The following is a 22,608-nucleotide window of genomic DNA, read 5'->3' as shown; positions in this document are numbered from 1 at the left end:
ATGTAGATAATAACTGTAAATATATTAAAACATAAAATCTTTATCTTTAATAATACCTAAGTACCGTTAAACTCGCAATGCAAAGTTATTACCTACTTAATAATCATATACTTCTAATCATTACTTTTATTTAATATTACTTTTTAAATTTAATCTTTTAGTAAATAATATAAGAGGTAATGATTACGAAATTAGATTTTATAATGAATCATTCTATGACCATAAATTTTAAAAATAATATTAGATCTAATCATAAGAGATTTGAACAAAAATATCTAATGTTGCTATAAAAATCATCTTGACAAACCGAGCAAATTTAATATAATTATCATGTGTAACCGTTTACACATGAATGGACGTGAACTATTTGACAACAATTCGTGATGTGGCAAAGGAAGCAGGTGTCTCAGTGGCAACTGTTTCACGCTTAATCAACAACAGTGGATACGTCGGTCAACAATCTAAACAAAAAATTCTCTTAGCAATTAAAAAATTGAACTATGTACCGAATGAAATCGCAAGATCTCTCAACCGAAAGTCATCAATGATTATCGGTTTGCTCGTTCCTAATATAACCAATCCCTACTTCCCTTCTATAATTAAAGGTGTGGAAAAATGCGCTATGAAAAATGGATATATGTTAATTGTAGGGAATACTGAAGGCAAGGAAACCAATGGAGAAAATTATCTTAACTTCTTTAAGCAATACAATATTGCTGGAATAATCAAAGTAGATGGAACACATTTAGATACCCCAGAAGATATTCCAACCGTTTCGCTAGACCGGATGAATGCAAACGATCGTTTTGCAGTGATTGCTGATGATTTTTATGGCGGGCAGTTAATTGGCCAAGCGATTCGAAAAACGAATCATGGTTCCGTTCTAATTATGACTGGACCAATGAATATGAATGTTTCACAGCTTCGTCTAAAGGGAATCCAATCTGTATTTGATCCTGCTAAAATTGACTATCATATCTACACGACAAATTCTTTTCAAATGGAATTTGCCGACCAAGTCGCTAGAGAGGTTATTCAGAAATATCCAACTATTCAAACAGTTATTGCCCCCAACGATGTTTATGCCTTAGCTCTCATGCAGACGTGGAACCAATTAGGCGTAAAAATTCCAAAAGAAGTACAGATCATTGGCTATGATGGCATTATCTTTGGTTCCTATGCTCAACCTGGATTATCAACTATCCAACAACCCGCTTATGAAATTGGCTATCAAGGAACAGAATTATTATTATCTATTATTAACCAAGAAATTAATTATCAAACAACAAAAATTATCCAAATCAAACCCCAATTATTACAACGAAATTCATTAAGGGAGGTAGAATAATGGTTAAAATAGCTGTTATTGGAAGTATTTCTACAGACTTTGTTGTGACATCAAAACGTCGACCAAAGGCTGGTGAAACAATCTATGGTGAACACTTTGAAACTTATTTTGGAGGTAAAGGTGCAAACCAAGCGGTTGCAGCCAGCCGATTAGGAGCAGAGACCTATCTGTTAGGAGCCGTAGGAAATGATACTTTCGCTAAGAACTTACTAAATAACTTACAAACAAATCACATCGATGTTTCCCATGTCATCAATAAAGACCAACTTCCTTCGGGATCAGCCATTATTAATGTTGTAGAAGGAGAAAATACTATCATCTACGTGGCTGGAGCTAATGATGCCTATTCGGTGAATGATGTGGTTAAAGAATTTGAATTTCTTAAAACTTGTGATTTAATACTCATTCAAAACGAAAGTGCTATCAAAACAGTCGAAAAAGTCTTTAAAACAATGAAAAGTGAAAATTGTAAAATTGTTTATAATCCAGCACCCGCTCGAGAATTTAATGCCCAATATATGGACGCTATCGACTATATCACACCGAATGAACACGAGTTTGAGTTGATGTTTCCTGGCCAAGAGATGGAAGCAGTCCTCGCTGAATATCCTAATAAAATGATTGTAACATTAGGAGCTCAAGGTACTCTCTTCCATAACGGAGAAAAATTAGTGAGTGTACCCTCTATTCCAGTCAGTCAAATTGTAGACACGACTGGCGCAGGTGACACCTTTAATGGAGCTCTGGCATTGGCCATTGGTAAAAAATTAGAACTTGAAGAAGCGATACGTTTTGCGAACCTTGCTGCTGCTCTATCTATTCGCAAACAAGGCGCTCAAGGTGGTATGCCAACTATCAACCAAATGAAGGAGAGTGAAGCCTTTGAAACAGCATGGCATTTTGAATAGTCATATTTCCAAAGTTTTGTCGGATATGGGCCATACAGATCAGTTGACGATTGCCGATTGCGGTCTTCCGATTGTACAAGGGACTGAAAAAATTGATTTGGCCATTCGCCTAGGAGAACCTTCGTTTATCAGTGTCTTAAAAGCAGTAATCGATGATATGAAAATTGAACGTATCATTTTAGCTGAAGAAATCAAGCAACACAACCCAGATTTACTAGTGGAAATACAGCAGATTTTCGATTCTCAAATTGAGATTGCCTTCATTGACCATGAATCTTTTAAAGGGCAAACGGCTCACAGTAAAGCAGTTATCAGAACCGGTGAAGCCACACCATATGCTAATGTTATCTTACAATCAGGCGTCGTATTCTAGGGGGAATGATTATGGACATACAAATGAACAATATCCATAAACAATTTGCGGCCAATCATGTCTTAAAAGGTGTAAACTTCGACTTAAAAGCCGGAGAGGTCCATTCCTTAATGGGCGAAAATGGGGCTGGCAAATCCACTTTAATGAATATCTTAACGGGTTTGCTGAAAGCTGATCAGGGACAAATTCTTATAGATGGTAAGGAATCATTATTTGATAATCCTAAAGATGCTGAAAATAATGGAGTAAGTTTTATACATCAAGAGTTAATTACCTGGCCGGAAATGACTGTGTTAGAGAATATGTTTATGGGGAAAGAAATTACAAAATTCGGTATTCTCTGTGATCAGCAAGCTATGAAAACGAAAGCAGAGTCCATTCTACAACAACTGGACATTCAAATTAATCTTAACGCTCCCATGAAAAGTTTGAGTATTGGACAACAGCAATTAATTGAAATTGCCAAAACCTTAATGAACGATGCATCGGTTATCATTATGGACGAGCCCACTGCCGCTTTAACCGATAATGAAATTATGACTTTGTTCTCAATTATTCAAAAACTCAAACAAAAAGGAGTCGCTATTGTTTATATCTCTCACCGCTTAAAAGAAATCTTTGAAATTAGTGATCGAATTACAGTTATGCGAGATGGGATTTCCATCATGACTAAAGAAGCCGGAAGTACTAATGAAAAAGAAATTGTAAGTGCGATGGTTGGACGTGACATTGGTGATTATTATCCAAGTGAACGGTCAGAAGTCGGTCGAACGCTATTAGAAGTTAAAGATTTAACTGTTAGCGGCAAGTTTAAAGATATTTCTTTCAGTTTAAAGCAAGGCGAAATACTGGGTGTCTCAGGATTAATGGGAGCTGGAAGAACAGAAATTATGTCAGCTATTTTCGGATTGCTCCCCATTGAACGTGGAACCATAGCTATAAACGATCAAGTGGTAAAAATTACTTCCCCGCTTCATGCTATTAAACATGGCATAGGGTATGTGACTGAAAACCGTAAAGAGGAAGGACTCCTTTTAGATTTTTCTATTAAGGACAATATTGGGATTACAGCTTTCAATGAATTTGCTAAAAACGGTCTCATCAACAATAAAGAGGAAGAAGAGTTTGTTCAATTACTAATTGAACGTTTAGCTATTAAGACAGCGAGTATGCACCTTCCTGTCTCCTCGCTCTCAGGAGGTAACCAGCAAAAAGTTGTACTTGCTAAATGGATAGCAGCTGGAACACAAATATTAATTTTAGATGAACCTACTCGAGGCGTAGATATTGGAGCCAAAAGAGAAATTTATCTGTTAATGCGCGAGTTAACAGATCGTGGAGTAGGAATTATTATGGTATCAAGCGATTTGCCTGAAATTATTGGTGTGAGTGATCGAGTACTTGTTGTTCATGAAGGAAGGCTAAATGGTTGTCTGAAACAAGAAGAATTATCTGAAGAACGCATCATGACTTTAGCTACAGGAGGGAAATAATGGATAAACGAGAATTAAAAGCTTCAACAAAAAAATTTAATTTAAGAAGATTAGGTCCGGTCTTAGCCTTAATTGTATTATTTATACTCGTAACGGCTTTAAACCCTAATTTTATTAAAGTAAATAACTTACTTAACTTACTCAGACAGGTTTCTATTAATGCTTTCATCGCTTTTGGTATGACTTTCGTTATTATTACTGGGGGGATCGACTTATCTGTCGGATCGGTCTTAGCTCTTTCAAGTGCGATTGTTGCCTATTTGATGATGTATGGCATTCACCCGATATTAGCAGTCTTATTAGGCGTCTTGCTTGGTGGTCTTTTAGGGGCAGTCAATGGTTTAATTATTACAAAGGGTAATGTTGTACCTTTTATTGCTACCCTTTCTACCATGACGATTTATCGGGGTCTAACTTTGGTATTAACTGGGGGGAATCCCCTAACTAAATTTGAAGGGGGGCAATTTTTTGAATCTATAGGAAGGGGGTATTTATTTAAAATTCCAGTGCCTGTCATTCTCATGCTAATCGTCTTTGCAGGCCTTTATTGTTTATTACATAAAACAACCTTCGGACGCAAGACCTTCTCGGTCGGTGGCAATGAGAAAGCAGCTTTTATCGCTGGGATTAATAGTGATCGTGTAAAAATTATTGTCTATACTGTTTCAGGTGCTTTAGCTGCCATTGCAGGTTTAATCTTAACTTCACGCTTAAACTCTGCACAACCAACAGCAGGAGTAGCCTATGAAATGGACGCTATTGCGGCAGTGGTGATTGGTGGTACTAGTATGGCTGGTGGACATGGTCGCATTGTTGGAACCTTAGTTGGAGCTTTAATTATTGGAACCTTAAATAACGGTTTAAACTTATTAGGCGTTTCAAGTTTTTATCAGCAAATTGTTCAAGGTGTCGTTATTTTAATCGCTGTCTTATTGGATCGTAAAGATAAATAAAAGGAGACTATTTATGAAAACTATTAAAAAAATTATTATCACTCTATTAGCTATCTTCCCTCTTGTTTTCTCAGGCTTTAATTTTACTTCTGTATTAGCTGCTGACGAGGAATACACAATTGGTTTAGCTTTATCAACAACTAACAATCCCTTCTTCGTGGACTTACAAGAAGGCGTGGAAGAGGCTGCAAAAGAAATGGGCGCGAGTGTTCAAGTTGTTGATGCTCAAGACGATGCAACCACTCAACTTAATGGTTTAGATGATTTAATTACTCAAGGTGTTGATATTCTATTAATCAACCCTGTTGACTCTGATGCTATTGTTCCAGCAATCAAAAATGCTAACGAAGCAAACATTCCAGTGATAACTATTGACCGCAACGCTGAAGATGGTGAAGTTATCTCTCTAGTCGCTTCAAATAACGTTGAAGGTGGTAAGATGGCAGCTGATTTCATTATTGAAAAGGTCGGAGAAGATGCTCAAGTTATCCAATTAGAAGGCGTTCCTGGTGCTTCTGCTACTAACGAGAGAGGTCAGGGGTTTGAGGAAGGCGCTAAAGATAAATTAGACATCGTAGCTAGTCAATCAGCTAACTTTAATCGTTCAGAAGGACTTACTGTTATGGAAAACCTTCTTCAAGCACATCCTGATGTTAAAGCTGTTTTTGCTCAAAATGACGAAATGGCGTTAGGTGCCATTGAAGCCATTAAAGCAGCTGGCTTAGAAGAAGATATCTTGGTAGTTGGTTTTGACGGTAATGATGATGGTTTAGAAGCTGTTAAAGAAGGCGAATTAGCAGCAACTATAGCACAACAACCTAAAGAAATGGGTAAATTAGCTGTTGAGGCAGCTATCAAACATTTAAATGAAGAAGAAGTTGAAGAATCCATTGCTTCACCTTTAGAATTAGTGACTAAAGATTCATTAGAAGAACAATAGACTCTTAAAGTATCTAAAGGCCCCCTATCACTAATTATGTGATAGGAGGCCTTCTTTTTTAGCTATTTCTATCCTTCATTATTGTAGAGAAAAATCATTAAACTCTTCTTCAATCAACTCATAATCAATACTCGATTGTTTCTCACCTAATTGATCCATCCAAGAATCATAATTAATAACTGTCATCTTAAAACCTAACAATTCATAAACATGTTGAGCTCTTGTATTTTTTAAATCAACACTTATCAATATTTTTTTATAAGCTTTCTTAAATAATTCTTTAACCAATAAACTTAACGCTAATCTACCTATGCCCTTTTCACGGAAGTCTGAAACACAAATTTTTATATGGATTTCTGCTACTTGCTGGCCCAAGTTGTCATAGTATAATTCACCTATAGGGGCACCTTGATATTCAATCAACAAAAGACGACCTTTCTCATCGGAATAGCTCTCAATTTTTGATTGCACCTCTTCAACCGTCTTCCCTAGACCTTTTGGAAAACCAACCCATTTCATTACTTCTCCACTATTCCACCATTGACATAATTGAATCGCATCTGACGCTTCTGCATTACGTATCAACAGTTTATTATATTTTATTTTCATAGTCTTTCCTCCTGTTAGACTGCTGAGCTCCCATATGTTTTTATCATAACTAGCGTTGACCCATGCATTTTGATCATGTATAGACGCGGTTTTTTACATCGAACCTATTTATTTTGGAACCTTAAAAATTAAAAACCCCTAAAGTGAGGAAAATATGCTCACTTTAAGGGATTCTTGAAGAAATTATTTATGAGCTTTAAAGCCCGACATACTTCTCAATATAATTCCTGTTGTAGTTAAATTATGAAGAATCGATAATGCACTTGGAGATAATAAGTCAAATACCCCCAATATGATTAAACAACTGTTAATACCTATAGTTTCTTTAAGATTCTTTTTGATCCTTTTTTCGAGCAAGCTACTAATTTTTTGGAGTTCCATCAAACCACCTAGTTGATTGTTGGATAATACTAGGTCGCTGGTTTGCTTACAAATATCGGCAGCGTCATTCATCACACACCCGATATCTGCTAAAGACAGAGCAGCAGAATCATTAAGGCCATCTCCAAGCATCATCACTTTCTTGCCGGCATCTTTTTGCTCTTTAATAAACTGATACTTCTCACTTGGTGACACTTCAGTTTTTATATGGTGAAAATAAAGATTATCGATTAGACTTTGCGTCCTTTTTTGCGTATCTCCTGTTAGAAGAGCCACTTCTTTCCCATTGTCTTGTAACCACTGAATAACTTTCGCTGTATCCTCTCTTAAAGGCGTATCAATTAAGAACAAACCAATTAATTTTCCATCATAACCTAAATAAAGTAAGTTATATTGTTGCTCATATTGCTCAATGACTGCTTCTTGTTCTTGTGTAATAGCAATCTTTTTTTCTTTCATCAACAAATAGCTACCAATAACCACTTCTTTTTCATCGATGGTCGATAAAATGCCGCGTGAAGCAATGTGGTGTAATTGTCCATGCATTTCATCATGAACGATTGATTGGACTTTTGCTTCAGTAACTACCGCATTAGCTAAAGGATGGTAGATATGTTCTTCCAAACAAGCCCCAATTCTCAAGACTTCATCCTTGCTATAATCGTGGAAAGAAATAGTCTGAACCACTTTAGGGTCAGAGATTGTTAAGGTGCCTGTTTTATCAAAAACAACCAGATCAATGTCATTATATTTTTCGACCACTGCCATACTTTTAATTAATATTTCTTTATCAACTGCGTCTTTAATGGCAGACAAATAAGAAATAGGGATGGAAAGTTTCAAGGCACATGAAAAATCGACCAATAAAAAAGATAATGCCTTACGTAGCGAACCGGTTAATAAATAAGTAATTACTACCCCTAAAAAGTTATACTTAACCAGTTTGTCTGCTAAAGCAATGTATTTATTTTGTTGGGTATTACTATTAGCTTCTGACTTCCTCATTAGCTCCATCAATTCATGAATACGATTGTTTAGAGTCGTGTTGGTGACTTGAACATAAAGCTCACCCATTTCTAAAATCGTATTAGAGAATACTTCATCGCCGTCTTGCTTCATAACCGGGAAAAACTCACCCGTTAATGAGCTTTCGTTGACCATTCCTGATCCAGAATGAACAACTCCATCGAATAAAATTTCACTGCCTTCTGTAAACACTACAATATCATTCATTTTAATCTGTTTAGTATCGCGTTCTACTTTAACACCCTTATCATCCAGGACCCAAACCATTTGTTTTTGTTGTTTAAGACTGTTTTCTAGGTCTTCAATCGATTTTTTATTGGTCCAATCATTTAATTGATCGCCTAGTCCCATGATAAACATAATAGAACTCGCTGTTTTAGGTTGGCCAATTAAAATAGAAGTAATAATTGCCGCTCCATCCAACACATCCATATTCACATTTTTATTTATTAAAGCCTTGATTGCTCTTTTTAAATAATTCGATGATTGATAGATTGTATAAAAATATTGAATGGGGTTCGGTAATAAAAGACGTCTAAGTGCAAATAAACTCAATTCCTTCGAAATAATCGCATAAGGTGTTTTCTCCTTATAGTAGGGTTTTTCTAGTAATTGATTTATCTTTTCTCTCTCAATACTTTTTAAAAATTGAATAGCCTGCGAAATCTCATAGTCCTTATTAACAGATATAGCCAATGTTTTCTGATCACTATAAAAAACAATTCTTTGAATCGCAGCATTTGAATGGCTCTTTTCCTTTAAGTAATCGCAAATAGTTGGGGTTAAAAGAAAGGAACTTTTAACCCTTAAACGGCTTTGATTCTGATGACAGATATTAAACTTCATCTTGACCTTCTACGACATCAATACTCTTAATCTGTTCTTCTTGCTTGCGAGCTTGATAGATTTCTTGCGCATCTGCTAAAACATCATCTGTATGTTGCTTGATAGAAGATACACTGGCATCTAATTCATCTTTAAATTGATAAGAACTAGCAATCATTTCAGCATATTTCTCTTTAGCCTTCTTACTAGTCAAAACTTTTAAGCCCAGTGTTCCAAAAAGAGCTCCTCCTAAGAACAAACCTGATGATTTACTAATTTCTGTGGCTTTTTTTAGCTTCTTTAGCATAATACCATCCTTCTTTCCTTATATTTATTTTTTCTATTATATACCTGTCATTTATGTATTTCAAATAAGAATCTGTTTTTTTGTTAAACGTAAATATCAATGTCTCAAGAGAAATCAAATTGGTAAATATTAACTTTTCGCATCCCTCTTTGATACATATCATGATTCTTAGGGATATCCGCGATTTCAATTAATTCGCCGCCTAGTCTTTCACAGGTACGATAAGAAGCAATATTAGCTGGGTCAGTGGTAATAATTAAATAGGACATATTGTGTTGTTTAGCTAATTTAAAGAGTAACCTACAGGCTTTAGCAGCATAGTGATTTCCTCGATAGTCCGCATCAATGCCATAGCCAATGTTGCCACCAATATATGTGTTTTTATTGTGCCCTATACGCAGATCACAGTACCCAATCTTTGTCCCATTGAGTAGACAAATATCAAAATAATAAGCAGGTACCCAATTTTTTTCAGCTTGAGCTTCACTCGTTTTCTTTAACTTTAAATAGATTGTTTGATCTTTTAATAAGCTTGTATCATAAAACATTGTTACTCTTCATCCTAATACAAATGATTATTTTCTAGCTCTTGCTTAATAATATCTTTAAAGGTCTCAACTGACATTGCTCCTGGAACCATTACTTGACCGATTACGAAGCAAGGTACGCCTTTTACATCTTTTGAACGGGCCTCTTTTTGATCTTCGATCACTTCGTCTTTGTATTGGGAACTGTTTAGAAATTTTTCTACTTGATCCACCTTTAGTCCAGCCTTTTTTGCAATATCTAATAGGACTTGATGATTAGCTAACTCTAAATGCTCTTCAAAGTAGGCTTTGTAAATAGCCATTCTTAAAACATCTACTTCTTCAATTGTTAAATGCTCCATGGCAAATTTGGTTAGACGATGCGCGTCAAGAGTATTAGTAAAATGAACCTTCGTATAGTCAAAATCTAAGCCGTCCTCTTTAGCATATTCTTTAACTCCTGAAACTCTCTCTGCAGCCTCTTCCTTAGTAATCCCATATTTATTAGCTAGACGTGTTACCATATCACCTTCTGCAACTTGACCAGCATTGGGGTCCAGTTGATAGGCAAACATATTCAAATGAATTTTATCTGATAAGCCCAACTCCTTTATCGCTCGTTTGATTCTCACTTCACCAATATAACAATAGGGACATGCATAATCCGCCCAATAATTAATTTTCATACTTTCGCTCCTTTTTTAATTAAAATATATTGATTAATAGAGTAACTGCATTTAACATCTATTAATCATTAAAGCATTTATTAAATTATACAATAAAAAGTGACACAACTTTAAATCACTAAAATTGACATTTTATACGAGAAGATTTTACAATTAAAGTGTGGTAATTCTTAAGAAGGAGAAAAAATCTAGCTTCGTCATAAAGAAAGTTATTATATATACTACATCACAATCATTTTGGTTAGGAGTAAAATTATGAAAGTAAAAAATAGAACTTTGTTATTAATAGCAGCAATTGTTTGGGCCATTGCAGGCTTTAATATTTTAAGAATAGGAATTATAGCTTACGAAGGCAATTGGAGCCTGGTTAACTTAGTCCTCTCACTAGTAATCTTTTCTCTCTTTTGGTTTATGGTTTTTAAAAACTTAGTCAAAAAGCACACCAAACGAATCCTATCCTATGTCGAAGAAAAGACTTTCTTCTTAAAATTCTTTGACATGAAATCGTTTATCATTATGGCTTTCATGATGACTTTAGGTATATCTATTCGTAGATTTAATCTATGGCCAAGTCTTTGGATTGCCATCTTTTATCTTGGTTTAGGCGCTGCTCTCTTTCTAGCTGGTGTTATGTTCTTGTGGAATTATTTTAACAAGGCAGATCACTTCAAAAGTTAATTTTAAAAGGAGTAAACAATGAAGAAATATATAAACTTTGCCATTTTCTATTTTGTGCTGGCCATGATTAGCGGGGTCTTTTATAGAGAATTCACCAAACACATGAACTTTACAGCAGATACATCCTTATCCACACTGCATGTTCATTTGATGGTTCTGGGAATGCTAGTCTTTATTTTACTAATTATTCTTAATAAACTCTTTAATCTTGAGCAATATAAAAAGATGAAATGGTTTATGATTACTTATAACCTAGGCTTATTGATGCTGGTGGCTACATTGACAGCTCGAGGAATTGTTCAAGTAAAAGAAATCTCTTTATCTTCGGCTGCTAATAGCTCTTTATCAGGAGTTGCGGGTATCTCTCATATTATTCTAGCGATTGGCCTACTCATTTTATTACTTGCTATTCGTAAAGCAGTAATTAATGATAGTAAGCAATAAAATAGAATCTAATAACTTATCCTATTAAAAAGCAGTAGCTCTATGAGCTACTGCTTTTTCTTATTTCAAATTACTAATCCATTTATCGCCTTCCATTCGATAATGAAATTCACTGATTTGATCCTCAGTGAATACACGAACCATATCGAGCATGTCTGGAGCTAAATCTAAAGAGGAGAGATTATCTAATCTTTCCCACCAAACCTCACCTTCTTCAGAAGAGATAAGTTTTCCTTCATACTCTTTGGTCTTATAAAAAAACACAAGATGTCTTTGATTATCTTTCATCCAATGCTTGATCCCACATAACTGAGGAGTAGAAATATTTAAAGCTGTTTCTTCTTTTACTTCTCGAATGACAGAATCGATAAATGATTCACCATATTCGACCTTTCCGCCAGGAAAAGTTATACCTGGCCAATCTTGGCTTTTTCGGTCCATAACAACCACTTTGTCCTCGTGACAAATCATACACATATTCATAAAATTAACTGTTTCTGACACAATTATATTCTCCTTAAACTTTTATTCTACTATCTATCAACCAATATTGAATAGATAACACCCCTTATTCTAATACTTTAGCGAAAATTAATCGGTCAGTCCATTCTTCTTCTAAAATAAATTTCTTACGAATGCCTTCACTTTTAAAACCTAATTTTATGAGTAAATTTGCAGAAGGTGTGTTCCCCTCTTTCACATGGGCCTCAACTCGATGAAACTTCAAATCACTTTGAACATATCCTAAAAAGCTGTCCAAGGCTTCATAGGCATATCCATTGCGCCAATATTGATTATGAATAGAATAACCTAATTCACACCATTGGAAATTTGCTCGCTCTAAAGTTACTAGATTAATCATACCCAAATGCTCCAGGTTTTTATCAAATATACCGAATATGTACTGATAGTCTTCATCCATCATTTTTTTGTGCTTAGCGATCAACATGTTAAACCAGTCTTTTGTACAAATAGACATATCGATTTTTCCTTCATCAAATTCATTAAATGATGCGGCACGTCCGTTAAAGCCCCTTAGCCACGATTTGTAATCAGAATCTTTAAGAGGGCGAATAATTAGGCGTTCTGTAAATAGTTGCATAACTTTCTCCTATTCTTTTTGTTTTCATCTGTTCAATATCAACTTAATTAGATAAAAAAATCTGTGCTGAATGTATAAAAATATTTTTTACTTTATTATGTTTCTAGAACCTATCTAATCCTATTATACTTTATAACTCACGAGAATAATATTGAATATACTTAAGTTTTTAAATGTCAATTTTAAAATAAAAAATCTCATTTAATTGGTCAAAGTGTACAATTATATTTATTAATCTAGCATTATAAACAAAATATGTTATCGCTTACAATATTTTATTGACTATAGTTCTCTACTAAATTAAAATTAATTTAACAAAACATTTAGGAGGGGTTTTATGGAGTCTTTTCTCAACACTTTTGTCGAAGTAATGACAGAACTAAGTGATAAGATGTGGTCTAGTGTGCTCTTGTATCTTCTCGTTGCAGTCGGTCTTTTATATTCTGTTTATCTCGGTTTCCCACAAATACGCTTTTTTGGCAAAGCTTTTAAAGAAACATTTGGAGGAGTATTTGGAAAGAAAGAAAAAGATGAAGCAGGAACCATGTCTTCTTTCCAAGCTTTAGCAACTGCGGTTGCTGCACAAGTCGGAACGGGTAACGTAGCGGGGATCGCTACAGCCATTATGGCCGGCGGTCCTGGTGCTATTTTCTGGATGTGGATGTCTGCATTCATTGGGATGGCGACCATCTTTGGTGAAGCTGTCTTGGCTCAAAAATACCGCGAAGTGCGTGAAGGAGATTATGTAGGGGGACCTGCCTTCTACATCAGTAAAGGGATTAATAATAAAAAATTTGCTAAATTCTTAGCTGCTTTCTTCTCAGTAGCTATCATTATAGCTTTAGGATTTATTGGTAATCTGGTTCAATCGAACTCTATTTCCGCAGCTGTGACTGAAGCGACTGGTATCAATCCAATTATTGTAGGGATAGTGATCGCCGGAGCTGCTGCTTTAGTATTTATGGGCGGAATGAAACGTATTGCAAACTTTGCTGAACTTGTAGTACCTGTGATGGCAGTATTATACATCCTAGGTGTAATTGTTGTGATGTTTGTTTATAATGACCAAATAATTCCTGCCTTTCAATCTATTTTTACTGAAGCTTTTAAACCAACATCTATGATGGGTGGTGCCATCGGGGCTACCGTCAAGCAAGCCATCCGCTTTGGTGTAGCTAGAGGTCTCTTCTCTAACGAAGCCGGTATGGGTTCTACACCACATGCTCACGCGGTTGCTAACGTAAAACACCCCGCTGAACAAGGTTTAGTTGCGATTGTTGGTGTCGTCATTGATACACTGGTTGTAGGTACAGCAACTGCTATGGTTATCTTAGTGACAGGTGCTCACGAAAAAGGTTTAGCAGGTCCATTAGTTACTCAAGAAGCCTTTTCTACAGCTTTTGGTACCATAGGAACTTCTTTCCTTGCTCTATGTTTAACTTTCTTTGCCTTTACCACTATTGTTGGTTGGTACTACTTTGGTGAAACTAACATCCGTTATTTATTTGGTCACAAGGGTCTCTTACCTTATCGTATCATCGTTATTTTCTTTATTATTCTAGGATCGTCTCTGACACAAAAAGTAGATTTTGTTTGGCTCATGGCTGATTTCTTCAACGGTCTGATGGTATTTCCAAACATGATTGCCCTTATCTTCCTCGCCCCACAAGTTAAACGTATATTAGATAGCTTTAAAGCTGGTAGAGAATATAATCGAGAAGAAATGGTTTAACCATAATATACATTACTACAATAAAAGACCCCTGAAGCCGAGCTTCAGGGGTCTTTGAGTTTTAAGTGAAAATCATAGATAATATTGATATATTTAACTAATTAAAAATTTTCATCAATTTCATCAATAATTTCAGCATCTATAATCTCTATAACATCATCTTCTTTATTTTCTTGGTAGTAAGTCACACTTGCTAATTCATTAGATGCTAAATGATTTTTAAGCTTTTCAGCCATTGGTGTAAATGTAGCATAGGTCAAACCACCTGATACAACTGCACCAATAACTGGCACAGCCTTCGAAACACTTCTTGCAAAAATTTGTCTAGTCATTCTAATACCTAATAATGCAGCTACTTTTTTTACAAATGGATAAATCATACCCTTCGTTAAGGCTTTTTGAGGAAGTTTTTTAGCCACTTGTTTAGCAACTTGTCCAGTCAATTTATTAATAGTAGTAACTGCTCCATTGACTCCAAACATAATACCCACAAATAATATAAGTAGATTTTTCGTTTCTTCTTTAATTTCCTCAGAATCGAGTCTTAACTCTTGCCAACCATAAAGATAGATCAATTCTTGTAAAATACGAAGGACATGCGCAAAATACTGTGTCAAATCTGCCGGAACTGTTCCCAACATAGCAAAGCCACCAGGAAGCCCCGCTGCTGCAGATAAAGCGGTCACTTTATTTCTCTCAGCAATAATACAGCTTTTAGCAATCTTATTGATATCTTCAACACTGATTCCAGCATAAGCTGGATTGTATTCAATTGCCTTTTCGATAATTTCTTTAGGATATTTACCGCGAAGTTCTTTTCTTAAGAACAACTCACGATCGATCTTAACCATAGGAAGTTTCGCAGATTCAACGAGCAACATTTCAAAGTTAATATTTTCCATATTTTTACCCCTGTCATAATTTTTTGAAGTTATAGAATAAACTTCTATAATAGGCTCTGTTTTTTTTACGATAATTTATTTGTTGATTTAAAAGTCTTATTAATGATTAAGAAAATTGTACCAAAGAAATCTTTCAATTTTAATAAAATTTATTTCTAATTAATCGTTTTACTTAAAAGATGCTGCGTACTTCTTCCAAAACTGTTTTCTTATTGTATCAAATTCAGTCCGATTAATTTCACTTGTTTTTCCCATTTCATGAAGAATAGTCATGTCGTCACGATGCTGACTCTTTGTCAAAACAGCTAATACACCATCTTTTTTTTGACCAACATGATGAAGTTCATAAGGCAACTTAGAAACAGGGTCAATCGGAGCTTTTCCTGACTCCATTAGTTGGAGGTTTGTCAATTTGCTTCCCTTAGGTTTATAGTTTAAATCAATCTTTTGTACCATGTTTAACTTCCCATTAATCATTTTAGCCTTTAATCCAACGTCTCGATAGTGATTATATTCTTTTACAGTCTTTATTTCTTTAATTATTCCTACTGGATAACCAGACTCTACTTGTCGGAAAGCTGCCTCTTTTAAGTTTAAACCAGATAATTCAGAACCCTTTAAACTATTTAACGCTTTATTGTATTTGTAACCTACAGACCCTGCACCCGTTATGGATCCAAGAATAGCTCCCCATTTAAATTCATTACTAGCTGTTACCAGACCGGATTTTATCGCTTTTTCCATATCTTTAGTTTGAACACCTGTGATAGCTGCCGCCGCTAAACCACTTAATCCAGCAGATGACGATGCCAAAGTTAAAGCAGATTTAGCACCCGTAGCAAACATCAAACTAACTACAGGTGTTCCTGATGTCACAAGTGAAGCTGTAATAAAAACTATAATGACTCCTGAACCCATCGCTACATTCGTCGCAACTTTAGTGAAGGTGTCATCATAGTCTTCAAATAATTCAACGGCTGTTTCATTTGAATCTCCTAAAGTGAAAACATAACGTTGATCATTTAACATCTCATCCAAATCATTCAATGAATACCCAAAATAAATATTTTCTTTTGAATTATAGGCGAGTTCTTCAAGATATTCTTGTGATAAATAGACAGCCTCAACATTTTCGATAAACACTTCATCATTATTAAGCTCTTTAATTATTTCAGTATATAAATTATCTTCAATATATCTTTGTAAATCTGGATCTTCCATCCCAGTGAAGTCAGGTATGATATTTTTATATTCTTGGTCATTATCATCCAATTCCTCCACAGCATAAGCAGTTACTGTATTTAAAAAATTTATGTTAGCGAAAGGAGTCAAACAACTACCTATTAAGAAAACAAAAGATAAAAGTAAAGTAATTAATTTTTTCATAGGTGCTTCCTCCTTAAAACTTTCTCTTTTGGAAAATCATCCAACCGATAATCATTAAGCCAACAATACCTATTGTAGGAAGAAAAATGTTGCTCTCTTTATTCTCACTTACTTTGACTTCCAATTGCGTTGTTTCAGTGTCAACTTCCTTATTTTTATCTGCTGAAGTTTCGACTGACGATTCTGTCTTTATTATTTTTTCCTCTGTGGAATCATTTTCGATCTGATCGACTATTTCACCACTATCATCAATTTCTTTGCCAGCTAATAAAGATTGGTTAAATTCTTCGATACTTAATTTGTTTTTCGCTAATGCCATAATATTTTTATCTTCACCTACAAAAATAGTTATGGTTGTTGGTAAAGATTCTGAATATTGATTTTTAACAGTTAGTTCATAGATGCCTGGCTTGTCATAAGTATTGAGCCCATTGCCAACTGTATTGGAACGTACACTGCTAGAAAGGCTGCCATCATCATTCGTTATCACTTCTTTTCTCACAACATCTAAAGTTAAATATTTCGATTGTGTAAAATCGACTATAAAACCACTTCTTGTATAGGCCCTATCTTTTAATTCTGAACCTGTCTCCATATCTCTTGGAAAAGCCATGGTGTTTCCATTTCTAATGGCAAATTCAAAATTCATTTTATAATTATAATATTTAGGAAGTACATCGACGGAAGCATATCGACGCGGACTATTACTCACTTCATAATTTAAAGTTACTTCGTAATCTCCCTCTTCAAAAAGTTGAATGCGGGTATCTGCATATGTTGACGCATTAGCAGCTAGAAAGTCTGTATAAATAACCGGATCATAATTGTGACCTTCATCATCTGTATATTTAACAATTAGAGTTCCCCGTTTAAAGTTCGTTTGTTTGATTCCCATAGCTACATCATAGCCATTTTTGTCCTCTGAAATCCTGAGGGCTGGATTTTTATCAAGCTGATCAATTTCTTGATTCAAAGTAAACCACAGTCTTATTTCATCACCAACAGTCTTTAAAAACACTGGTTTTCCATTGGATTCTTTAGCCTCTCTGGTGTAACCATTTACAGTGAAGAAACCAAGATCCCAGCCAAAATGTGGGTCCTCTTTATCAATTTTTTCAGCTTCATTTAAATTATACCCATTGTCTAAGCCGGTATTGACTTTAGATTTAAATTCTCTTCGAGGTTTATCGCTAGGTGAAGCATTCCCCTCTTCAACTGTTTTTTTATTAATAGCATAAAATTTATACTCTTCAAATTGATATTTAGTTTCAGTATTATCTATATCAAAGATAATCAAATCTGTAGGTTCACTTTCTCTTTCCAACTTATAAGTAACTAAAATACGGTAATAAGCTCCATTTATTTCATGCATTTGATTGGTTGTAAAAAAAGGCTTAGATAAATCAGTATCCTTGGACAGAATATCCGTAATTATTTTATCAGTTTGCCAATCCTCTCCATCAAAGGAAGACTGAACAATGATAGCTCCATTCATAATTGGCTGATCTAACTTCAGTTTCCCAATTTTCTTATTTTTATCTTCTACCACTTGCCATTGATCTTTTAAAGCTGTTAGTTTTTCCTTATCTAACTCGTAAAGGAAATTTAAATGACCCTCTTTAATATAATATTGATTATCGCTCTGGTTATCAGTATTACCATTTAAAATGAATTGCCCAATAGTCTCTAATTCATTATCGGGATGAATGTCATTTGACTTTGATAAGTCATAATTTTTTATATCTTCTTGTTGATAGACCTGACCTTCAATTACGCTATTTTCTTTTGCAAAAATATTAGTCTCTAAAGTAAACAATGAGAAAAAAACTAACAGTAATATCCAAAATTGAAAATATATATTTTTATGATTCATAGACAATTCACCTTTCATTTTAGTGTAGTGAAGAATTAAATTGGGATAATTATTAGTAATAATTTTATCAGATTTCAATGTTTGTAACCATTACTTTATTTATTTTTATTAATAATATATTCATACAAAAATAAATGTCAGTTTATCTGATACCACTTAAGTTGATCAAATAAACTGACAATTATTATCTATATTAAATTTGTTGTCCTAATCACTCTTTACTTCAAGAACAATCCTCTCTACTGCTTCTTCAATTCCTATCTCCTCAGTGAATATTTCTTCTTTTATAAAGCCAATATAATCTTTTCTATTCCACCATCTTTTTAATTCTGCTTCACCAAATTCTAAGCGCTCGTTTCGAGTCAGATGCCTACTAAGCGTTTCCTCAAAAGATAAATCATAATAATAGGCATGTATATTCTTTTGACCATATAATTCCAAAGCCTTTTCAAAGAGCGCTTGATACCATTCAGAATTTAGAATCCCCTCTAAAATGGTAATTTTATTATTAGCAAAGCCATATTCTACTAAAGTAGTCAATAATTTTATAGCCTCCGTATCGACTTCATCACGGACGTATAACATATTTCTACGGACGATATCTTGAGATAGCACTAATGTATTTGGGCCAAATGCTTTTTGTAATCTTTTAGCTAAAGTCGTCTTCCCACTGGCGGAATTTCCTCTAATTACTATTAATTTTGGCATGACTTTCTCCCACTCTAATATTGAATTTGTCAAAATCCTTAAAGCTAGCCACTCATATCTCTCCTCACTGCATATGCATCATATAAAGCATAGTCATTATAAATTCATTTTCACTATATTTATTTCTTAAAATAAATCAATCTTATTTTTTGTATTGTTCTGATACATTAAAGTTTAAGAAGCATGTTCACCTCGTGACAGCCGAGTTCTTCAACAACATCTGTTTCGACAAAGCCTACTTTTTCATATAATTTTCTTGCCGCTTCATTTCCATAAATATATGTAGTAGAAATCAACGAAGCTTTAAATTTTTCTTTTATCAACTTCAATAGTTCAACTAATGCTCGATAACCAATACCTTGTCCTTGATAATTTTTATCAATTGCATAATTCCAAAGAAACCAACCTTCCCTACTATATTGTCTAGCCATGACAAAACCAACCAATTCACCCTCGTTATAAATATCATAAGCAATTACATTGTCTTGCATGCATCCGTTCTTAATCTTTTCAATTGAAGAAAGCTGTCTTCGTTGATCATTAGTTAAATTAATTTTTAACTTAGCAGATTTCTCAAACATTATATTCATCCTACACCTCAGAAATATGTTTTAACTAAATCTTATATTATCCATATTATCATTATGCACTTTAGTTGAAAGGATTGAACGAAACCAATCCCTTCTCATAATCCACATAAATACGATCGCTCACTTTACGATAGGTTCTTTCCAAATAATCCTCTGTCCAACTGATCAATTGAAAATTACCAATATAGCGATATTTCATTTTGCCGAATGGATCACGCATTTTAGCAAAGACACAACGTATTTCATTGGCAGAAACTATGATTAACTTATCATCGTGTCTGGTATTGATTTCTTTTATTTCCGTCCAATCTTCATTTAAAGTGTTATACCAGTCTGCATGTTCGACGTTACCATTTGCTGAAATAACTGGGCTCCATGCGGTCGAATGTTTTCCATCGACTTCTATTGGAAATGCTGCTTGCTGATAACCGCGATAATCTTTCAAAAAGACTTGGTTAGCATAGTCAATTATGCGGTCGAATTGATAGTTATCAGCTACTGAAAGAAAACCTTTTGCTTGAATTAACTCTTTAATAGAGACATCTGTATCCCATATTTTGATTTCTTTTTCAATGGCTTGTCTTTTGATAGCATCAGCCACTTCTTTGATTCTTTGATGCAAATCATCAATACTTAAGGTTGCATCAATTCTAAAAACTCTGAAATCTCCCGTTTCAGGAATAGCAGCCAACTTTTGCATGATATTTAATGTTCTTAACTTATCATTTTCTTGATTGTTTAAATGATAGGCTTCATCCACTTCCACTCCTATATTGAGTTGAGGGAAATAAAGATCAATTAAATAATATTCATTCTTACCATTTTTAACATATTGCTGAGTGACTGGTCGAAGTTGCGGATAGTTCATTTGTTGCCATACCGCATTCAAAATATAATTCTCATAGTCTTTTCTCTTAGTCCGAGAGAAAGTCCGAACTAAATATTCTTTTTTATCCATAGATACTACTCCTTTACTATTGCTAACGAGATAAAAAGAGCAGATAACTTTATAGTCAACTGCTCCTTCTATTCATTAATTTTTTTACATACATTTATATTTTTTTAATCTCTATTTTTTATAATATGTCCCATCCGCATATACAACAAATACATCGATGATAGCATCTTTTTCCGATATATTTGGATCAACTATCTTATCTCTTGATGCAATGGTCAAAGTATAAGAACCATCATCATTGAACTCGAAGTCAAACATATAAGCATCGGCTGGGAAGTCCTCTTTACCCAATAAATAATTATAAGCAATATCGGGGAAAAAAGGTTTGATGACTGCATTCTCCGGATAAATATCAAACCAATCCGGAAACAAATCCATGTAACTTGGTGTCGGTGTCGTATTGGCTTCATTTACTCTTGCTAAACGTGATTCCTCATTACGATTGAAAACATCGCCTTCACTGGTATTGATTTCACCATCTCCCACCACAAAGTATTTGACTCCATCGACAGGAAACTTATATCCCCCAGCAATTGCATAACCAGTATTATAATCAACAGGTAATCCAGTCACTTTTACTAAAATAGTATAAGCTTCCTCTTGGCTAAACTTACCATCACGAACTTCATATTCGGACTCTTTGAGCAAATGCGGATCATCTTGGGTCTTATCAGCTGCTGTATTATTAGCTGCTGTATTATCAGCAGTGGTTACTTCTTCTTTTTCTGGCCACTCATTATCTTCTAAATAAACTTCTGATGACTCAGCTTTTCGTTCCTCATAGGCTTTAATGGCTTCATCAATCATCTTTTTGAGTTGATCTTTAACCAGCGTTTCATTTTTTTCTTCATCTTCTTTTAATTGACGGTAGTTTTCTAAAATAGTTCGCGGAAGAGCTTTGTTCAATTCTGCAAACGTATAAGTCGTATCCTCTAAATCTTCTGCTAAAACTAAATAATCTTCATAGTCTTCTTCTGTCAAAAGTTCTAATTCAGCATAATCTTGAGATAAAGCTAGGTAAATGGCATGGATTGGATCTTCTTTCTCATCAAAGTCCTCTTGAGCTTGATAATAAGCTGCCATTAAGTAATTCTCATCCACTTCCAACAATTGCTCCAAATTAACTGGCTCTAAAGTGCTCAATTGGTCCTTCACATAATTGACAATATTGGCATTAACTTCTCGCTCATATTCCCTTCCCATGTAACTTAATTGGTCAGCTGTTGAAGAATAGGTCATCTCTTGACTTTCTAACTCTTCAGACTCTTCAAACTCAATAGAAGCCACTTTCATAGCTTCGCTGTCATCAATTTCCAGGGTCTCAACTTTATGGACCCATCCATCAACGAACATTTTTTGTGTTGTCAGTGTGATCTCATTCCCCTCTTCATTAGTCCAAACCCCAATGAATGGGTTAAGAGTCTCCTCTTCATTCAGAACTTCACTTGTCGTTGTTGTATTTTCATCCGCTGCAACGTTTTCTAATGAAAATTTTGATGCATACACAGATAAAGCGATTGCCCCTACAAGCAAACTACTAATCACTTTTTTCATTCAAATATCCTCCTATAAGGTACAAATTCAAAAACTAAAATTAATTCGAAACGCATATTAAAAAAATTTAAATCAAGTTACAATTATTATACCAAAAAATTTAAAGATTAAAATTATAATTAAAAATTTTATATAATTGATCTCATAAGATTCAAAATAAATTCATAATTAAAATTATTTTCAAAAATGTTGCTCTTTTACTAATCGTTTCCCGCTTTGAGATATCTATCTGTTCCATCAAACATTTTAATAAATTGAAGATCTATTATATAGATGTGGAACTATAAAAACTTATGGCGTGCTTG

23 protein-coding genes are annotated in these 22,608 nt (G+C 34.4%); 9 read left to right on the top strand and 14 right to left on the bottom strand.

Annotated features, from left to right (window positions below):
- Positions 1-367: 367 nt before the first annotated feature.
- From NW240_RS00445 to rbsB, 6 genes are read left to right on the top strand one after another with little or no spacing between them, the layout of a single operon-like run.
- A complete protein-coding gene (locus tag NW240_RS00445; protein ID WP_258435458.1) occupies positions 368-1,348 on the top strand; it encodes a LacI family DNA-binding transcriptional regulator in 981 nt (326 codons plus the stop codon).
- Positions 1,348-2,256, top strand: coding sequence for a ribokinase (gene rbsK / locus NW240_RS00440; protein ID WP_258435457.1), 909 nt, complete (start codon positions 1,348-1,350; stop codon positions 2,254-2,256). The genes NW240_RS00445 and rbsK overlap by 1 nt, the downstream gene beginning before the upstream one ends.
- Positions 2,231-2,629 (top strand): D-ribose pyranase, encoded by a 399-nt coding sequence (gene rbsD, locus NW240_RS00435; protein ID WP_258435456.1) that lies wholly within the window; start codon positions 2,231-2,233, stop codon positions 2,627-2,629. The genes rbsK and rbsD overlap by 26 nt, the downstream gene beginning before the upstream one ends.
- A gap of 11 nt (positions 2,630-2,640) precedes the next feature.
- Positions 2,641-4,122, top strand: a complete 1,482-nt coding sequence (locus NW240_RS00430; protein ID WP_258435455.1) for a sugar ABC transporter ATP-binding protein — start codon at positions 2,641-2,643, stop codon at positions 4,120-4,122.
- Positions 4,122-5,075, top strand: coding sequence for an ABC transporter permease subunit (gene rbsC / locus NW240_RS00425; RefSeq protein ID WP_258435454.1), 954 nt, complete (start codon positions 4,122-4,124; stop codon positions 5,073-5,075). The genes NW240_RS00430 and rbsC overlap by 1 nt, the downstream gene beginning before the upstream one ends.
- 13 nt (positions 5,076-5,088) lie before the next feature.
- On the top strand, positions 5,089-6,015 hold the full coding sequence (rbsB, locus tag NW240_RS00420; protein ID WP_258435453.1) for a ribose ABC transporter substrate-binding protein RbsB: 927 nt from the start codon (positions 5,089-5,091) through the stop codon (positions 6,013-6,015).
- Positions 6,016-6,093: 78 nt separating this feature from the next.
- Here the strand turns inward: rbsB and NW240_RS00415 are convergent, their stop codons facing one another.
- The 5 genes from NW240_RS00415 to NW240_RS00395 all read right to left on the bottom strand — a co-directional run bounded on the left by NW240_RS00415 (position 6,094) and on the right by NW240_RS00395 (position 10,376).
- Positions 6,094-6,624, bottom strand: a complete 531-nt coding sequence (locus tag NW240_RS00415; protein ID WP_258435452.1) for a GNAT family N-acetyltransferase — start codon at positions 6,622-6,624, stop codon at positions 6,094-6,096.
- 183 nt (positions 6,625-6,807) lie between these two features.
- Positions 6,808-8,877, bottom strand: coding sequence for a heavy metal translocating P-type ATPase (locus NW240_RS00410; protein ID WP_258435451.1), 2,070 nt, complete (start codon positions 8,875-8,877; stop codon positions 6,808-6,810).
- Positions 8,867-9,163 carry a DUF6110 family protein gene (locus tag NW240_RS00405; RefSeq protein ID WP_258435450.1) on the bottom strand — a complete coding sequence of 99 codons (297 nt, stop codon included), beginning with the start codon at positions 9,161-9,163 and terminating at the stop codon, positions 8,867-8,869. The genes NW240_RS00410 and NW240_RS00405 overlap by 11 nt, the downstream gene beginning before the upstream one ends.
- A gap of 104 nt (positions 9,164-9,267) precedes the next feature.
- Complete coding sequence (locus NW240_RS00400) at positions 9,268-9,711, bottom strand: GNAT family N-acetyltransferase (RefSeq protein WP_258435449.1); 444 nt, start codon at positions 9,709-9,711, stop codon at positions 9,268-9,270.
- Positions 9,712-9,725: 14 nt separating this feature from the next.
- On the bottom strand, positions 9,726-10,376 hold the full coding sequence (locus NW240_RS00395) for a DsbA family oxidoreductase (protein ID WP_258435448.1): 651 nt from the start codon (positions 10,374-10,376) through the stop codon (positions 9,726-9,728).
- 255 nt (positions 10,377-10,631) lie between these two features.
- Here NW240_RS00395 and NW240_RS00390 point away from each other — a divergent pair, with 255 nt between their 5' ends.
- Together NW240_RS00390 and NW240_RS00385 are read left to right on the top strand one after the other, a co-directional pair.
- Positions 10,632-11,054: a hypothetical protein gene (locus tag NW240_RS00390; RefSeq protein WP_258435447.1), complete on the top strand. Its 423-nt coding sequence runs from the start codon at positions 10,632-10,634 to the stop codon at positions 11,052-11,054.
- A gap of 18 nt (positions 11,055-11,072) precedes the next feature.
- Positions 11,073-11,498 carry a DUF2871 domain-containing protein gene (locus NW240_RS00385; RefSeq protein WP_258435446.1) on the top strand — a complete coding sequence of 142 codons (426 nt, stop codon included), beginning with the start codon at positions 11,073-11,075 and terminating at the stop codon, positions 11,496-11,498.
- A gap of 60 nt (positions 11,499-11,558) precedes the next feature.
- On the opposite strand, the gene NW240_RS00380 is transcribed toward NW240_RS00385, so the two are convergent.
- Both NW240_RS00380 and NW240_RS00375 read right to left on the bottom strand, forming a co-directional pair.
- Complete coding sequence (locus NW240_RS00380; protein ID WP_396134551.1) at positions 11,559-11,981, bottom strand: 8-oxo-dGTP diphosphatase; 423 nt, start codon at positions 11,979-11,981, stop codon at positions 11,559-11,561.
- An 85-nt stretch (positions 11,982-12,066) separates the two neighbouring features.
- A complete protein-coding gene (locus NW240_RS00375; RefSeq protein WP_258435445.1) occupies positions 12,067-12,600 on the bottom strand; it encodes a GNAT family N-acetyltransferase in 534 nt (177 codons plus the stop codon).
- A gap of 337 nt (positions 12,601-12,937) precedes the next feature.
- On the opposite strand from NW240_RS00375, the gene NW240_RS00370 reads away from it, so the two are divergent.
- Positions 12,938-14,332 carry a sodium:alanine symporter family protein gene (locus NW240_RS00370; RefSeq protein ID WP_258435444.1) on the top strand — a complete coding sequence of 465 codons (1,395 nt, stop codon included), beginning with the start codon at positions 12,938-12,940 and terminating at the stop codon, positions 14,330-14,332.
- Between the two features lie 101 nt (positions 14,333-14,433).
- Here the strand turns inward: NW240_RS00370 and NW240_RS00365 are convergent, their stop codons facing one another.
- The 7 genes from NW240_RS00365 to NW240_RS00335 form a co-directional block, all read right to left on the bottom strand.
- Complete coding sequence (locus tag NW240_RS00365; protein ID WP_258435443.1) at positions 14,434-15,234, bottom strand: hypothetical protein; 801 nt, start codon at positions 15,232-15,234, stop codon at positions 14,434-14,436.
- A 168-nt stretch (positions 15,235-15,402) separates the two neighbouring features.
- Complete coding sequence (locus tag NW240_RS00360) at positions 15,403-16,620, bottom strand: HNH/ENDO VII family nuclease (protein ID WP_258435442.1); 1,218 nt, start codon at positions 16,618-16,620, stop codon at positions 15,403-15,405.
- 13 nt (positions 16,621-16,633) lie between these two features.
- A complete protein-coding gene (locus tag NW240_RS00355; RefSeq protein ID WP_258435441.1) occupies positions 16,634-18,493 on the bottom strand; it encodes a hypothetical protein in 1,860 nt (619 codons plus the stop codon).
- A gap of 207 nt (positions 18,494-18,700) precedes the next feature.
- Positions 18,701-19,201 (bottom strand): AAA family ATPase, encoded by a 501-nt coding sequence (locus tag NW240_RS00350; protein ID WP_258435440.1) that lies wholly within the window; start codon positions 19,199-19,201, stop codon positions 18,701-18,703.
- 167 nt (positions 19,202-19,368) lie between these two features.
- On the bottom strand, positions 19,369-19,782 hold the full coding sequence (locus NW240_RS00345) for a GNAT family N-acetyltransferase (protein WP_258435439.1): 414 nt from the start codon (positions 19,780-19,782) through the stop codon (positions 19,369-19,371).
- 70 nt (positions 19,783-19,852) lie between these two features.
- Positions 19,853-20,749, bottom strand: a complete 897-nt coding sequence (locus tag NW240_RS00340) for an AbaSI family restriction endonuclease (protein ID WP_258435438.1) — start codon at positions 20,747-20,749, stop codon at positions 19,853-19,855.
- A gap of 111 nt (positions 20,750-20,860) precedes the next feature.
- On the bottom strand, positions 20,861-22,303 hold the full coding sequence (locus NW240_RS00335; protein ID WP_258435437.1) for a hypothetical protein: 1,443 nt from the start codon (positions 22,301-22,303) through the stop codon (positions 20,861-20,863).
- Between the last annotated feature and the right edge of the window lie 305 nt (positions 22,304-22,608).

Source organism: Facklamia sp. 7083-14-GEN3, from assembly GCF_024742075.1.
In the GTDB taxonomy this organism is placed as follows: Bacteria; Bacillota; Bacilli; order Lactobacillales; family Aerococcaceae; genus Facklamia.
Note: the sequence above shows the minus strand (reverse complement) of the source record. Positions and strands in the feature narration are given on the sequence as shown.

Excerpts from the sequence above, each read along its gene's own strand:
- rbsK (WP_258435457.1), top strand. The coding sequence starts at position 1,348 with ATGGTTAAAATAGCTGTTATTGGAAGTATTTCTACAGACTTTGTTGTG.
- NW240_RS00430 (WP_258435455.1), top strand. The coding sequence starts at position 2,641 with ATGGACATACAAATGAACAATATCCATAAACAATTTGCGGCCAATCAT.
- rbsC (WP_258435454.1), top strand. The coding sequence starts at position 4,122 with ATGGATAAACGAGAATTAAAAGCTTCAACAAAAAAATTTAATTTAAGA.
- rbsB (WP_258435453.1), top strand. The coding sequence starts at position 5,089 with ATGAAAACTATTAAAAAAATTATTATCACTCTATTAGCTATCTTCCCT.
- NW240_RS00415 (WP_258435452.1), bottom strand. The coding sequence starts at position 6,624 with ATGAAAATAAAATATAATAAACTGTTGATACGTAATGCAGAAGCGTCA.
- NW240_RS00410 (WP_258435451.1), bottom strand. The coding sequence starts at position 8,877 with ATGAAGTTTAATATCTGTCATCAGAATCAAAGCCGTTTAAGGGTTAAA.
- NW240_RS00405 (WP_258435450.1), bottom strand. The coding sequence starts at position 9,163 with ATGCTAAAGAAGCTAAAAAAAGCCACAGAAATTAGTAAATCATCAGGT.
- NW240_RS00400 (WP_258435449.1), bottom strand. The coding sequence starts at position 9,711 with ATGTTTTATGATACAAGCTTATTAAAAGATCAAACAATCTATTTAAAG.
- NW240_RS00395 (WP_258435448.1), bottom strand. The coding sequence starts at position 10,376 with ATGAAAATTAATTATTGGGCGGATTATGCATGTCCCTATTGTTATATT.
- NW240_RS00390 (WP_258435447.1), top strand. The coding sequence starts at position 10,632 with ATGAAAGTAAAAAATAGAACTTTGTTATTAATAGCAGCAATTGTTTGG.
- NW240_RS00385 (WP_258435446.1), top strand. The coding sequence starts at position 11,073 with ATGAAGAAATATATAAACTTTGCCATTTTCTATTTTGTGCTGGCCATG.
- NW240_RS00380 (WP_396134551.1), bottom strand. The coding sequence starts at position 11,981 with ATGAATATGTGTATGATTTGTCACGAGGACAAAGTGGTTGTTATGGAC.
- NW240_RS00375 (WP_258435445.1), bottom strand. The coding sequence starts at position 12,600 with ATGCAACTATTTACAGAACGCCTAATTATTCGCCCTCTTAAAGATTCT.
- NW240_RS00370 (WP_258435444.1), top strand. The coding sequence starts at position 12,938 with ATGGAGTCTTTTCTCAACACTTTTGTCGAAGTAATGACAGAACTAAGT.
- NW240_RS00365 (WP_258435443.1), bottom strand. The coding sequence starts at position 15,234 with ATGGAAAATATTAACTTTGAAATGTTGCTCGTTGAATCTGCGAAACTT.
- NW240_RS00360 (WP_258435442.1), bottom strand. The coding sequence starts at position 16,620 with ATGAAAAAATTAATTACTTTACTTTTATCTTTTGTTTTCTTAATAGGT.
- NW240_RS00355 (WP_258435441.1), bottom strand. The coding sequence starts at position 18,493 with ATGAATCATAAAAATATATATTTTCAATTTTGGATATTACTGTTAGTT.
- NW240_RS00350 (WP_258435440.1), bottom strand. The coding sequence starts at position 19,201 with ATGCCAAAATTAATAGTAATTAGAGGAAATTCCGCCAGTGGGAAGACG.
- NW240_RS00345 (WP_258435439.1), bottom strand. The coding sequence starts at position 19,782 with ATGTTTGAGAAATCTGCTAAGTTAAAAATTAATTTAACTAATGATCAA.
- NW240_RS00340 (WP_258435438.1), bottom strand. The coding sequence starts at position 20,749 with ATGGATAAAAAAGAATATTTAGTTCGGACTTTCTCTCGGACTAAGAGA.
- NW240_RS00335 (WP_258435437.1), bottom strand. The coding sequence starts at position 22,303 with ATGAAAAAAGTGATTAGTAGTTTGCTTGTAGGGGCAATCGCTTTATCT.